The 13,932-nt window shown below is 57.4% G+C and carries 8 protein-coding genes; all 8 read left to right on the top strand.

The features are described from left to right. Positions 1 to 193: 193 nt before the first annotated feature. Complete coding sequence (gene rpoB / locus EV660_RS16020; RefSeq protein WP_071479388.1) at positions 194 to 4,330, top strand: DNA-directed RNA polymerase subunit beta; 4,137 nt, start codon at positions 194 to 196, stop codon at positions 4,328 to 4,330. 96 nt (positions 4,331 to 4,426) lie between these two features. After that, a complete protein-coding gene (gene rpoC / locus EV660_RS16015; RefSeq protein WP_071479389.1) occupies positions 4,427 to 8,656 on the top strand; it encodes a DNA-directed RNA polymerase subunit beta' in 4,230 nt (1,409 codons plus the stop codon). A gap of 127 nt (positions 8,657 to 8,783) precedes the next feature. Beyond that, entirely contained in the window at positions 8,784 to 9,590 is an 807-nt protein-coding gene (locus EV660_RS16010) for a glycosyltransferase (protein ID WP_071479237.1), read from the top strand. 9 nt (positions 9,591 to 9,599) lie between these two features. Next, positions 9,600 to 10,493 (top strand): DMT family transporter, encoded by an 894-nt coding sequence (locus tag EV660_RS16005; RefSeq protein WP_071479238.1) that lies wholly within the window; start codon positions 9,600 to 9,602, stop codon positions 10,491 to 10,493. A gap of 253 nt (positions 10,494 to 10,746) precedes the next feature. Continuing rightward, entirely contained in the window at positions 10,747 to 11,118 is a 372-nt protein-coding gene (gene rpsL / locus EV660_RS16000; protein WP_071479239.1) for a 30S ribosomal protein S12, read from the top strand. Positions 11,119 to 11,130: 12 nt separating this feature from the next. Beyond that, positions 11,131 to 11,601 carry a 30S ribosomal protein S7 gene (gene rpsG, locus EV660_RS15995; RefSeq protein ID WP_071469335.1) on the top strand — a complete coding sequence of 157 codons (471 nt, stop codon included), beginning with the start codon at positions 11,131 to 11,133 and terminating at the stop codon, positions 11,599 to 11,601. Between the two features lie 35 nt (positions 11,602 to 11,636). Further along, positions 11,637 to 13,754: an elongation factor G gene (gene fusA, locus EV660_RS15990; protein ID WP_071479240.1), complete on the top strand. Its 2,118-nt coding sequence runs from the start codon at positions 11,637 to 11,639 to the stop codon at positions 13,752 to 13,754. 86 nt (positions 13,755 to 13,840) lie between these two features. Further along, the coding region (locus tag EV660_RS15985; RefSeq protein ID WP_134014054.1) for a GTP-binding protein at positions 13,841 to 13,932 on the top strand (92 nt) is incomplete at its 3' end.

The following is a 13,932-nucleotide window of genomic DNA, read 5'->3' as shown; positions in this document are numbered from 1 at the left end:
AGTTTCGCACTGTTTCTGGACAGGGCTTTGTGAAAGCGCGCTTTCAAAGCCTTGTCCAGGGAAAGTGTTCGGCTCGGGAGCAGACCTGTGGGAGGGTTTGCAGGAATAGAGCCACACCCCATTTCGCAAGCGGCCGGCGGCTGAGGCCCAACAGCCAGCCCGCCCGCGAAGACCAGGAAAGGTGATGACGCGCATGGCTCAGTCCTATGTAGGCCAGAAACGTATCCGCAAGATGTTCGGCAAGATCCGTGAAGTTCTGGAAATGCCGAATCTGATCGAGATTCAAAGATCTTCTTACGATTTGTTCCTTCGCTCTGGTGATGCAGACGCACCGCTGGATGGCGAAGGCATCAAGGGTGTGTTCCAGTCGGTATTTCCGATCAAGGATTTCAACGAGACAGCAACGCTGGAATTCGTGAAATACGATCTGGAAAAGCCGAAATATGACATTGACGAGTGCATGCAGCGCGACATGACCTATGCCGCACCCCTGAAGGTGACGCTGCGTCTGATCGTGTTTGATGTCGATGAAGATACCGGCGCAAAATCGGTCAAGGATATCAAGGAACAAGACGTGTTCATGGGCGACATGCCCCTGATGACCCCGAATGGCACATTTGTTGTCAACGGGACAGAGCGTGTTGTCGTCAGCCAGATGCACCGCAGCCCCGGCGTGTTTTTTGACCATGATCAGGGCAAGACCCATTCTTCTGGCAAGCTGTTGTTCCAGTGCCGGATTATCCCTTATCGCGGTTCATGGCTGGATTTCGAATTTGACGCCAAGGACAATGTCTTTGCGCGCATTGACCGTCGGCGCAAGCTGCCCGTGACAACATTGCTCTATGCCCTGGGCATGGATCAGAACCAGATCATGGCGGCCTATTACGATACGGTCAGCTATTCGTTGCGGAAGAATAAAGGCTGGGTCACCAAGTTCTTCCCCGAGCGCGTGCGCGGCACCCGCCCGACAATGGATCTGGTCGATGCCGCCACCGGCGAGGTGATCTGCAAGGCAGGCGACAAGATGACGCCGCGCGCGGTCAAGCAACTGATCGATGAAGGTAAGGTCACTGACCTGCTTGTGCCGTTCGAGGGCATTCTTGGCCGTTATGTCGCGCGTGACATCATCAATGAAGAAACCGGCGAGATTTATGTCGAAGCCGGTGACGAATTGACATGGGAACTGGACAAGGACGGCGAAGTCAAGGGCGGCACATTGAAAGTGCTGCTGGACAACGACATCACCGACATTGAGGTGCTTGACATTGATGGTGTCAATGTTGGCCCCTATATCCGCAACACAATGGCAGCCGACAAGAACTGGAGCCGCGACAACGCGTTGATGGACATCTATCGCGTGATGCGCCCGGGTGAGCCGCCCACGGTCGAGACGGCTTCGGCGCTGTTTGACCAGATGTTCTTCGATTCCGAGCGCTACGACCTGTCGGCCGTGGGGCGCGTGAAGATGAACATGCGTCTACAACTGGATGCGCCCGACACCCTGCGCACCCTGCGTCCCGAAGATATCGTTGCCTGTATTCGCGGGTTGACGGAATTGCGCGATGGCAAGGGCGAGGTTGATGATATCGACCACCTTGGCAACCGCCGCGTCCGTTCGGTTGGCGAATTGATGGAAAACCAGTATCGCGTCGGCCTGCTGCGCATGGAACGCGCGATCCGCGAGCGCATGTCCTCGGTCGAGATCGACACGGTCATGCCGCAGGATCTGATCAACGCCAAGCCCGCTGCGGCGGCAGTGCGTGAATTCTTCGGCTCTTCGCAACTGTCGCAGTTCATGGACCAGACCAACCCGCTGTCAGAGGTGACGCACAAGCGCCGCCTCTCCGCGCTTGGGCCGGGTGGTCTGACACGTGAACGTGCCGGGTTTGAAGTGCGCGACGTGCATCCGACCCATTATGGCCGCATGTGCCCGATTGAAACGCCGGAAGGTCAGAACATTGGTCTGATCAACAGCCTAGCGACATTCGCGCGGGTGAATAAATACGGCTTCATCGAAACGCCCTATCGCAAGGTCGATAACGGTCAGGTCACCGATGAGGTGGTGTATCTTTCGGCAACGGAAGAGCAGCGCCACACTGTTGCGCAGGCCAATGCCCAGCTTGATGAAAACATGCGGTTCGTCAATGATCTGGTCAGCACGCGCAAAGGCGGTGACTTCATGCTGAACCCGTCAGACTCGGTCGATCTGATCGACGTGTCGCCCAAGCAGCTTGTATCGGTTGCGGCATCGCTTATTCCATTCCTGGAAAATGATGACGCGAACCGCGCGCTGATGGGCTCGAACATGATGCGTCAGGCCGTGCCTCTGTTGCAGGCAGATTCGCCGCTGGTCGGCACAGGCATCGAGGGCGTTGTTGCGCGCGATTCCGGTGCGGCCTTCATGGCGCGCCGTGCAGGTGTTATCGACCAGGTCGATGCGCAGCGTATCGTTGTGCGCGCGACCGAGATGCTGGAACCAGGTGAACCGGGTGTGGACATCTACCGCATGCGCAAGTTCAAGCGCTCCAACCAGTCAAGCTGCATCAACCAGCGTCCGCTCGTGAAAGTGGGCGATCACGTGACCCGTGGCGAGGTGATTGCCGACGGTCCATGTACGGATATGGGCGAACTGGCCGTGGGCCGTAACGTGGTCGTCGCGTTCATGCCGTGGAATGGCTACAACTACGAAGACTCGATCCTGATCTCTGAACGCATCCTCAAGGATGATGTGTTCACCTCGATCCATATCGACGAATACGAAGTTGCGGCGCGTGACACCAAGCTTGGGCCAGAAGAGATTACGCGTGACATCCCGAATGTGGGCGAAGAAGCCCTGCGCAATCTGGATGAAGCGGGGATCGTCTATGTCGGCGCTGAAGTGCAGGCAGGCGACATTCTGGTGGGCAAGGTCACGCCCAAGGGCGAAAGCCCGATGACACCGGAAGAAAAGCTTCTGCGTGCGATCTTTGGCGAAAAGGCGTCCGATGTGCGCGATACATCGCTGCGCCTGCCGCCGGGGGCCTATGGCACCATCGTGGAAGTGCGCGTCTTCAACCGTCATGGTGTCGAAAAAGACGAACGTGCCCTTCAGATCGAGCGTGAGGAAATTGAACGCCTGTCGCGCGACCGCGATGACGAGCTGGAAATTCTGGAGCGCAACATCTATGGGCGTCTGCGTCAGTTGATGCTTGGCAAGGTTGCTGTGAAAGGCCCCAAAGGCGTTAAGGCAAACTCCGAGATCAACGCGGAACTGCTTGAAAGCCTGAGCCGTGGTCAATGGTGGCAACTTGCGCTGGCGGATGAAGCCGAAGCGCAGGAAGTCGAGGCGCTGAATGCGCTTTATGACCAGCAGAAGCGCCAGTTGCAGGCCCGTTTCGACGACAAGGTCGAAAAGGTTCGTCGCGGCGACGATCTGCCGCCGGGCGTGATGAAGATGGTCAAGGTCTTTGTCGCTGTGAAGCGCAAGCTTCAGGCCGGTGACAAGATGGCGGGGCGTCACGGCAACAAGGGTGTTATCTCAAAGGTTGTGCCTGAAGAGGACATGCCTTTCCTTGCAGACGGCACCACGGTCGATCTGGTTCTGAACCCGCTTGGTGTGCCCTCGCGCATGAATGTGGGGCAGATTCTGGAAACCCATATGGGCTGGGCGCTGCGTGGCCTTGGTGTCAAGATCGACGAGGCATTGAAGGAATATCGCCGCTCTGGTGATATGACTCCTGTGCGCGAAGCGATGCGGATCGGATATGGTGACGATTTCTATGCCGAAGTGTTTGATGGCATGGATGAGGAGCACCTCATTGAATCCGCCTCTACGGTCACGCGCGGCGTTCCGATTGGTACACCCGTTTTCGACGGCGCAAAGGAAATCGACGTCAATGATGCTCTGACGCGGGCCGGGTTTGACACTTCGGGCCAGTCGGCGGTGTTCGATGGCCGCACCGGCGAGCAATTCGCCCGCAACGTGACTGTGGGTGTGAAATACATGCTCAAGCTGCACCACCTTGTCGATGACAAGCTGCACGCGCGTTCAACAGGGCCTTACAGCCTTGTCACGCAGCAGCCTTTGGGTGGTAAAGCACAGTTCGGTGGTCAGCGTCTGGGTGAGATGGAGGTCTGGGCCTTGGAAGCTTATGGTGCCGCCTATACCTTGCAGGAAATGCTGACAGTGAAATCCGATGACGTGGCGGGCCGGACCAAGGTCTATGAATCGATCGTCAAGGGCGAGGACAATTATGAAGCGGGCGTTCCTGAATCCTTCAATGTGTTGGTGAAGGAAGTCCGCGGCCTCGGCCTGAATATGGAACTCCTGGATTCGGAGGAGGAAGGCTAACGCTGCGCGTGCCAACGCACCCTGCCCATTGCCGGTAGGGTGCGTGTTCTCACGCCGCCCATGCCACCCCATTCCGAGCCTTTCAAGGAAAAGATCATGAACCAGGAACTGACCACAAACCCGTTCAACCCCTTGGCCCAGACCAAGAACTTTGACCAGATCCGTGTCTCGCTGGCGTCGCCCGAGCGGATTTTGTCTTGGTCTTATGGCGAGATCAAGAAGCCCGAAACGATCAACTACCGCACGTTCAAGCCTGAACGTGACGGGTTGTTCTGCGCGCGCATTTTTGGCCCGATCAAGGACTACGAATGCCTTTGCGGCAAATATAAGCGCATGAAGTATCGCGGCGTTGTCTGCGAGAAATGCGGTGTCGAAGTGACGCTGCAAAAAGTCCGCCGCGAACGGATGGGCCATATCGAACTGGCCGCACCTGTCGCGCATATCTGGTTTCTGAAATCGCTGCCGTCACGCATCGGCCTGATGCTGGACATGACGCTGCGCGATCTGGAACGCATTTTGTATTTCGAAAACTACGTTGTGATCGAACCGGGCCTGACCGACCTGACCTATGGCCAGTTGCTGAACGAGGAAGAATTCCTCGATGCGCAAGACCAGTACGGCTCTGATGCGTTTACGGCCAATATCGGTGCCGAAGCCATCCGCGAGATGCTGTCCAATATTGATCTGGAAGATGAAGCTGGTCGCCTGCGCGAAGAGCTGAAAGAAGCCAAGGGCGAATTGAAGCCCAAGAAGATCATCAAGCGGCTGAAAGTGGTCGAGCATTTCATTGAATCCGGCAACCGCCCGGAATGGATGGTGCTGACCGTGTTGCCCGTCATCCCGCCGGAACTGCGCCCGCTGGTGCCTCTGGATGGTGGCCGTTTTGCGACGTCGGATCTGAATGACCTGTATCGCCGCGTGATCAACCGCAACAACCGCCTCAAGCGCCTGATCGAACTGCGCGCGCCCGATATCATCGTGCGCAATGAAAAGCGCATGTTGCAGGAATCGGTCGATGCGCTATTTGACAACGGCCGTCGTGGCCGCGTGATCACCGGCAACAACAAGCGCCCGCTGAAATCATTGTCCGATATGCTGAAGGGCAAGCAGGGTCGCTTCCGTCAGAACCTTCTGGGTAAGCGGGTCGATTTCTCGGGCCGTTCGGTCATCGTGACCGGCCCCGAATTGAAGCTGCATCAATGTGGCCTGCCCAAGAAGATGGCGTTGGAGCTGTTCAAGCCCTTCATCTATTCGCGGCTGGAAGCCAAAGGTCTGTCCTCGACTGTCAAACAGGCCAAGAAACTGGTCGAGAAAGAGCGCCCCGAAGTCTGGGATATTCTGGACGAGGTTATCCGCGAGCACCCGGTTCTACTGAACCGCGCGCCGACGCTGCACCGTCTGGGCATTCAGGCGTTTGAACCGATCCTGATCGAAGGCAAGGCGATCCAGCTTCACCCGCTGGTCTGTTCGGCCTTCAACGCTGACTTTGACGGCGACCAGATGGCTGTTCACGTTCCGCTGTCGCTTGAAGCCCAGCTTGAAGCGCGCGTTCTGATGATGTCCACGAATAACGTGCTGTCGCCTGCAAACGGGGCGCCGATCATCGTGCCGTCGCAGGATATGGTTCTAGGGCTGTATTATGTCTCGATGATGCGCGAAGGCATGAAGGGCGAGGGCATGATCTTCGCGTCGATCGAAGAGGTCGAGCATGCTTTGGCCGCTGGCGAAGTGCATCTGCACGCCAAGATCCAGTGCCGCGTCAAACAGATTGACGAAGATGGCAACGAGGTTCTGCGCCGCTATGAAACGACACCGGGCCGCCTGCGCCTTGGTGCGCTTCTGCCGATGAACGCGAAAGCGCCGTTTGAACTGGTCAACCGTCTGTTGCGCAAGAAAGACGTGCAGAATGTCATCGACACGGTCTACCGCTATTGCGGTCAGAAAGAGTCGGTCATTTTCTGCGACCAGATCATGAGCCTTGGCTTCCGCGAAGCGTTCCGCGCCGGGATTTCCTTTGGCAAGGACGACATGCTGATCCCTGATCAGAAATGGGGCCTTGTGAATGAAACCCGCGATCAGGTGAAGGAATTCGAGCAACAGTATCTCGACGGTCTGATCACACAGGGCGAGAAATACAACAAGGTTGTCGATGCCTGGTCGAAATGTTCGGACGCTGTGGCGAATGCCATGATGGGCGAAATTTCGGCTGTGCGCCGCGATGACGAAGGCCGCGAACTGGAGCCGAACTCTGTCTACATGATGTCGCATTCCGGTGCGCGTGGTTCGCCTGCCCAGATGAAGCAGTTGGGCGGGATGCGCGGTCTGATGGCCAAACCGAATGGCGAGATCATCGAGACGCCGATCATCTCGAACTTCAAGGAAGGTCTGACCGTTCTTGAATACTTCAACTCGACCCACGGTGCGCGGAAAGGTCTGGCCGATACCGCGCTGAAGACCGCGAACTCTGGTTACCTGACGCGGCGTCTGGTGGACGTGGCGCAGGATTGCATCGTACGCACGGATGATTGTGGCACTGACCTTTATATCACAGCACAAGCTGCGGTGAATGACGGTGAAGTGGTCGCGTCCTTGTCCGAGCGTGTTCTGGGCCGTGTTGCAGCAGAAGATGTGACCGACCCCGCGACCGGCGAAGTGCTGGTGCCGCGCAACACATTGATCGAGGAACGCGAAGCCGACATGCTGGAGATGTCGGGGATCGCAACGGTCAAGATCCGCTCGCCCCTGACCTGTGAAGCGGAAGAGGGCGTTTGCACCAAGTGTTACGGGCGCGACCTTGCACGCGGGACATTGGTCAACAAGGGCGAGGCTGTCGGCATCATTGCGGCGCAGTCAATCGGCGAGCCGGGCACACAGCTGACCATGCGGACCTTCCACATCGGCGGGATCGCGCAGGGCGGCAGCCAGTCCTTCCAGGAAGCAAACGCTGCGGGCCGGATCGACTTGCGCAATAGCCAGACCATCGAGAATGCCGCGGGCGAGTTGATCGTCACAGGCCGTTCGATGCAGATTGTCATCATTGACGAAAACAATGTCGAGCGGGCCACTTTCAAGCCCGGCTATGGCTCCAAACTGTTCGTCAAGGATGGTGCACAGGTCGAGCGTGGGGCGAAGCTGTTTGAATGGGACCCTTACACCCTGCCAATCATTGCGGAAACCACGGGCCGCGTGCGCTTTGTCGATCTGATCGCTGGTCTGTCGGTCCGCGACGAAACCGACGAAGCCACAGGCATGACCCAGAAGATCGTGACCGACTGGCGGTCCGTGCCCAAGGGCGGTGACCTCAAGCCAGAGGTCATTCTGATGGATGCGGAAACTGGCGAACCTGTGCGCAACGAACAGGGCAACCCGATCACCTATCAGATGTCGGTTGATGCTGTTCTGTCGGTAGAAGACGGGCAGGATGTGCAGGCGGGTGACGTTGTCGCGCGTATTCCGCGCGAAGGCGCCAAGACCAAGGACATCACCGGTGGTCTGCCGCGTGTGGCTGAACTGTTTGAGGCACGTCGTCCCAAGGACCACGCGATCATCTGTGAAATCGATGGCTATGTCCGGTTCGAGAAGGACTACAAGAACAAGCGCCGCATCAAGATTCAGCCTGTCGATGACTCGCTGGAGCCTGCGGAATATCTGGTCCCCAAGGGCAAGCACATTCCGGTTCAGGAAGGTGACTTCGTCCAGCGCGGCGATTACATCATGGATGGCAACCCTGCCCCCCATGACATCCTGCGTATTCTGGGTATCGAGGCGCTGGCCAACTACCTGATCGACGAAGTGCAGGACGTCTATCGCCTGCAGGGCGTGAAGATCAACGACAAGCATATCGAGGTGATCGTGCGGCAGATGCTGCAGAAATGGGAGATCCTCGACAGTGGCGAAACCACGCTGCTGAAAGGTGAGCATGTCGACAAGGCCGAGTTCGACGAGATGAACGAGAAAGCAGCAGCGCACGGGCTGGCACCTGCCAAGGGCGAGCCGATCCTTCTGGGGATCACCAAGGCGTCGTTGCAGACCCGTAGCTTCATCTCTGCGGCATCGTTCCAGGAAACAACGCGCGTGCTGACCGAAGCATCGGTTCAGGGCAAGCGGGATCATCTGGTTGGCCTGAAAGAGAACGTCATCGTGGGTCGTCTTATCCCGGCTGGTACGGGCGGCGTTGTCACCAAGGTCCGTCAGGTCGCGGCAGAACGGGACCGCAAGGTTCTGGATGCGCGCCGCGCCGAGGCCGAAGCCGCAGCGGCACTTGCCGCGCCGGAACCCGCCGAGATGTCAGAGGCGGACAAGGTCTTTGGCAAGCGCGATAGCTAAGCGCCGCCTTAAGGCACCCTTTTGAAATGTTTGGCCCCCGCAGCGAATTCGCTGTGGGGGCTTTTCATTTGCAGGCCGGTCGGGCAATGCTGGGACAGTTTCAGTTAAATGTCAGGTGCCACGCTTCATGCGCGCTCAGGTTATTGTCGTTATTCGGTTTTCCTATGTCGCCGAGGCTGGTTTCAAGATCAGCACACAAGGGGTCGGTGCGATCCGCAAGATGCTGTATGCGCCCGAGCGGCTGGAAAGGCGGTTTCACCTGTTCGAGGCATTGACCCTGCCTTCATTGCTGGCCCAGACAGACCCGGATTTCACCGTTGCAGTATTGATCGGCGATGATTTCCCCCAAGAGGCGCGGGCGCGTCTGGTGCGGCTAATGGCACCTTTGCGCGATGCCCATCTTGTCGCCCTGCCGCCGCATAACAATTACAAGGCCACCAAACTCGCGATTGAGGCATGTCAGCGGAAGATCGCCACGCATGTGATTTCGGTGCGGCTGGATGATGATGACGCCCTGGGCCGCGATTGCATTGCTGCGCAGAAACATATCGCACCAAATGTCTCTGCGCTTGACCCAAGCGACGCCCCTGCCGTGATCTGTTTCAACAACGGGCTTTTTCTGGAATTGTCCGAACACGGCAATCGCCTGTATGGCGTAATCGAGAAACTGCCGCTTGGCATTGGCATGGGCATGATTGCACCCGTGGGCGCGCGCCCTACTATCTTTTCCACGGATCATCGCCGTGTTCATACGCGCTGGAACTGCTATACCGAAGCGCGCACACCGCGCTTCATTCGGACAGTCCACCGCGACAATGATTCGGATGCGCTGGCATCGGGCGAAAAGCCCAAGTATTCGGATGCAGAGCTTGACCAGATTCTGGCACAGAACTTTCCTTTCACCCGCGCAGAATTGTTGGCGCTGAGCCTGTAAGATGCACGCATGAAAGACGACAATATCCGCGCCGCCCTGTTCATGATGCTGGGCACTGGTGCCTATACAATCAACGATGTGTTCCTGAAACTGCTGGGCAGTGAGTTGCCCATGTTCCAGATATTGTTCCTGCGCGGTCTGGTGGTCACGCTGTTTTTTGGTGTGTTGCTGTGGCAGGTGCGTGACCAAATGACAGGCTTGGCGCGCAAAGATATGGGCTTGGTCGTGTTGCGGTCACTCGCCGAAGCGGCGGCTGCGTATTTCTTCCTTCATGCCTTGTTCAATATGCCGCTTGCGAATCTGACAGCGATCTTGCAGGTGATTCCGCTAACAGTCGCGCTGGCGGCCTTTGTCGTGCTGAAGGAACCCCTGGGCTGGCGCAGAATGTCGGCCATCATGATCGGCTTTTGCGGGGTGCTTCTCATCGTCCGGCCGGGGGCAGAGGGTTTCACAGTCTATTCCTTGTCTGCGCTGATGTCGGTTGCCATGATCACGATCAGAGATCTGGCGACACGAATGCTGGGACGGTCGATGCCATCAGTCATGGTCGCCTTCACCGCGTCTTGCGGGGTCATGCTGTTTGGCGGGCTTGGCAGCCTGACCGAGATATGGGCCATCCCCAGTGCCTTGGGCTGGATCTGGCTGCTCGGGGCGACGGGCTTCATCATTGCCGGATACTATTTCGTCATCCTCGCCATGCGGGTGGGGGAGTTGACCTTTGCGGCGCCATTCCGCTACGCCGCGCTGCTGTTCGCGTTGGTCGCAGGCTGGCTTGTGTTCGATGAATGGCCGGATGCTTTGACCTTTATTGGCAGCGGGATTATCGTGGCGACCGGGATCTACACTCTCTACCGCGAGGGGAAGATGCGGCGCATTGCGCGGTTGAACGCACAAGCGGGCTAGCACCTGTTGACAACCCCTGCGACTCCCCCTATACGCCAGCCTACCTAGCCCGCCGGCCTTGTGCTGTGTGGGTCAGAAATCAGAATTGTAGTGGTCATGATCCGGGCCCATTGCCCCGATCCTCTGAAATTCCACCGCGGCGACCCTAGCTTGGGACGCAAGCGGTTTTATGCGTTCTGCCCTTGTGGCTTGGACGTGCGATAGAGAGGCGCGCAAGCGCCGTGTAACACGGGTTGAAACGGGAAGAACCGGAATGCCAACGATCCAACAGCTGATCCGCAAGCCGCGGCAGCCGAAAGTCAAGCGCTCCAAGTCGCAGCATCTGGAGCAGTGCCCCCAGAAACGCGGCGTATGCACGCGCGTCTATACAACAACACCGAAGAAGCCGAACTCGGCCATGCGGAAAGTCGCCAAGGTGCGCCTGACCAATGGTTATGAGGTGATCAGCTATATCCCCGGTGAAAAGCATAACCTGCAAGAGCACTCGGTCGTGCTGATCCGCGGCGGTCGTGTGAAAGACCTTCCAGGTGTGCGCTATCACATCCTGCGTGGTGTTCTGGATACACAGGGCGTCAAGGATCGTAAGCAGCGCCGTTCGAAATACGGCGCGAAGCGGCCGAAGTAAGGAGAGCATCAGATGTCTCGTCGTCACGCTGCTGAAAAGCGCGAAATCCTGCCTGACGCCAAGTTTGGTGACATGGTTTTGTCGAAATTCATGAACAACCTGATGATCGACGGTAAGAAGTCGGTCGCGGAATCGATCGTGTACAACGCGATGGACCGCGTCGAGCAAAAGCTCAAGCGCGCCCCGATCGAAGTGTTCCATGAAGCGCTTGATAACATCAAGCCATCGGTCGAGGTTCGTTCTCGCCGTGTTGGTGGTGCCACCTATCAGGTTCCTGTTGAGGTGCGCCCTTCTCGTCGTGAGGCGCTGGCCATCCGCTGGTTGATCAAAGCCGCACGCACCCGCAATGAGAACACCATGGAAGAGCGTCTGGCCAGTGAGCTGGTCGATGCCGTGAATTCGCGCGGTTCCGCCGTCAAGAAGCGTGAAGATACGCACAAGATGGCCGATGCCAACAAGGCATTCAGCCACTACCGCTGGTAACTTCCCGCCCACCTGCAAGCCTGAGGATAATTATCATGGCACGCGAATACCCCCTTGATCGCTACCGTAATTTCGGGATCATGGCGCATATCGACGCTGGTAAAACCACGACGACAGAGCGCATTCTGTTCTACACCGGCAAGTCGCACAAGATTGGCGAAGTTCATGATGGCGCCGCCACCATGGACTGGATGGAGCAAGAGCAAGAGCGTGGCATTACGATCACCTCGGCTGCGACCACCACGTTCTGGGAAAAGACTGTCGACGGTTCAACGCCGATTGGCGAGAAGCACCGCTTCAACATCATCGACACGCCCGGCCACGTTGACTTCACCATCGAAGTTGAGCGTTCGCTGGCTGTTCTGGACGGCGCGATCTGTCTGCTCGACGGCAATGCCGGTGTCGAGCCGCAGACCGAAACTGTCTGGCGTCAGGCCGACCGCTACAAGGTTCCGCGGATCGTGTTTGTCAACAAGATGGACAAGATCGGCGCAGATTTCTTCAACTGCGTCAAGATGATCAAGGATCGCACCGGCGCGACTCCGCTTGCTGTTCAGTTGCCTATCGGTTCTGAAGACAAGCTTGAGGGCATCATCGACCTGATCGAGATGGAAGAATGGACATGGAAGGGCGAGGATCTGGGCGCAAGCTGGACCCGTCAGCCGATCCGTGACGAGCTGAAGGACATGGCCGAAGAGTGGCGTTCGACAATGATCGAGATCGTTGTCGATCAGGACGATGACGTCATGGAGGCCTATCTTGAAGGCAACGAGCCCGACCAGGAAACATTGCGTCGCCTGATCCGCAAGGGCACCCTGGCGTTGGATTTCGTTCCGGTCTGTACAGGTTCGGCGTTCAAGAACAAAGGTGTTCAGCCGCTTCTGAACGCGGTAATCGATTTTCTGCCCAGCCCGCTGGACGTGCCCGCCTATATGGGCTTCGACCCCAGCGACGAGACAGAGACACGCAATATCGCGCGCTCGGCAAAAGATGATGACCCGTTTGCAGCGCTTGCATTCAAGATCATGAACGACCCATTCGTGGGCACGCTTACCTTTACCCGCGTTTATTCTGGCATCATCTCCAAGGGTGACCAGATCCTGAACTCGACCAAAGGCAAGAAAGAGCGTGTTGGTCGTATGATGATGATGCACTCGAACTCTCGTGAAGAGATCGATTGGGCTGCGGCTGGCGACATCATCGCGCTTGCAGGGCTGAAGGAAACGACAACTGGCGACACGCTGTGTAACGCACAATCGCCCGTCGTTCTGGAAACCATGACCTTCCCTGATCCGGTGATCGAGATCGCGGTTGAGCCGAAGACCAAGAATGACCAGGAAAAGATGAGCCAGGGTCTGGCGCGTCTTGCAGCAGAAGACCCCTCCTTCCGTGTGGAAACCGACCTCGAATCCGGTCAGACCATCATGAAGGGTATGGGCGAATTGCACCTCGACATTCTGGTTGATCGTCTGAAGCGCGAATTCAAGGTTGAAGCGAATATCGGTGCGCCACAGGTGGCATACCGTGAAACCATCAGCCACAAGATCGAGCACACCTATACCCACAAGAAACAGTCGGGCGGGTCCGGTCAGTTCGCAGAGGTCAAGCTGGAAATCAGCCCGACCGAACCGGGCGAAGGCTACACCTTCGAGAGCCGCATCGTCGGTGGTACAGTTCCCAAGGAATATGTCCCCGGTGTTGAAAAAGGCATCAAGTCGGTTATGGACAGCGGCCCTCTTGCCGGTTTCCCTGTGATCGACTTCAAGGTTGCGCTGCTGGACGGCAAATACCACGATGTTGACTCATCGGTTCTGGCCTTTGAAATCGCCGCACGCATGGCAATGCGCGAAGGTCTGAAAAAGGCTGGTGCGAAACTGCTTGAGCCGATGATGAAAGTCGAAGTTGTATCGCCCGAAGAATACACGGGTTCCGTGATCGGCGATCTTACCTCGCGTCGGGGTCAGGTCACCGGGCAAGAGCAGCGCGGCAACGCGATTGCAATTGCGGCTTTCGTGCCTCTGGCCAACATGTTCGGCTACATCAACACACTGCGTTCGATGTCATCGGGTCGTGCGAACTTCACCATGCAGTTCGACCATTACGAACCGGTACCACAGAACGTCTCTGAAGAGATCCAGAAGAAATTCGCCTGATCGGTGCGGCGGGGACAGCCCCGCCCTACCACAAACCGTAGGGTGGCCCATGCCACCGCACCCAACAAGACTGAGGAGTAGCCACCATGGCAAAGCAAAAGTTTGAACGTAATAAACCGCATGTGAACATCGGGACGATTGGTCACGTTGACCACGGCAAGACGACACTGACGGCTGC

The organism is Roseinatronobacter bogoriensis DSM 18756 (genome assembly GCF_004366635.1).
In the GTDB taxonomy this organism is placed as follows: domain Bacteria; phylum Pseudomonadota; class Alphaproteobacteria; order Rhodobacterales; family Rhodobacteraceae; genus Roseinatronobacter; species Roseinatronobacter bogoriensis.
Note: the sequence above shows the minus strand (reverse complement) of the source record. Positions and strands in the feature narration are given on the sequence as shown.

Excerpts from the sequence above, each read along its gene's own strand:
- rpoB (WP_071479388.1), top strand. The coding sequence starts at position 194 with ATGGCTCAGTCCTATGTAGGCCAGAAACGTATCCGCAAGATGTTCGGC.
- rpoC (WP_071479389.1), top strand. The coding sequence starts at position 4,427 with ATGAACCAGGAACTGACCACAAACCCGTTCAACCCCTTGGCCCAGACC.
- EV660_RS16010 (WP_071479237.1), top strand. The coding sequence starts at position 8,784 with ATGCGCGCTCAGGTTATTGTCGTTATTCGGTTTTCCTATGTCGCCGAG.
- EV660_RS16005 (WP_071479238.1), top strand. The coding sequence starts at position 9,600 with ATGAAAGACGACAATATCCGCGCCGCCCTGTTCATGATGCTGGGCACT.
- rpsL (WP_071479239.1), top strand. The coding sequence starts at position 10,747 with ATGCCAACGATCCAACAGCTGATCCGCAAGCCGCGGCAGCCGAAAGTC.
- rpsG (WP_071469335.1), top strand. The coding sequence starts at position 11,131 with ATGTCTCGTCGTCACGCTGCTGAAAAGCGCGAAATCCTGCCTGACGCC.
- fusA (WP_071479240.1), top strand. The coding sequence starts at position 11,637 with ATGGCACGCGAATACCCCCTTGATCGCTACCGTAATTTCGGGATCATG.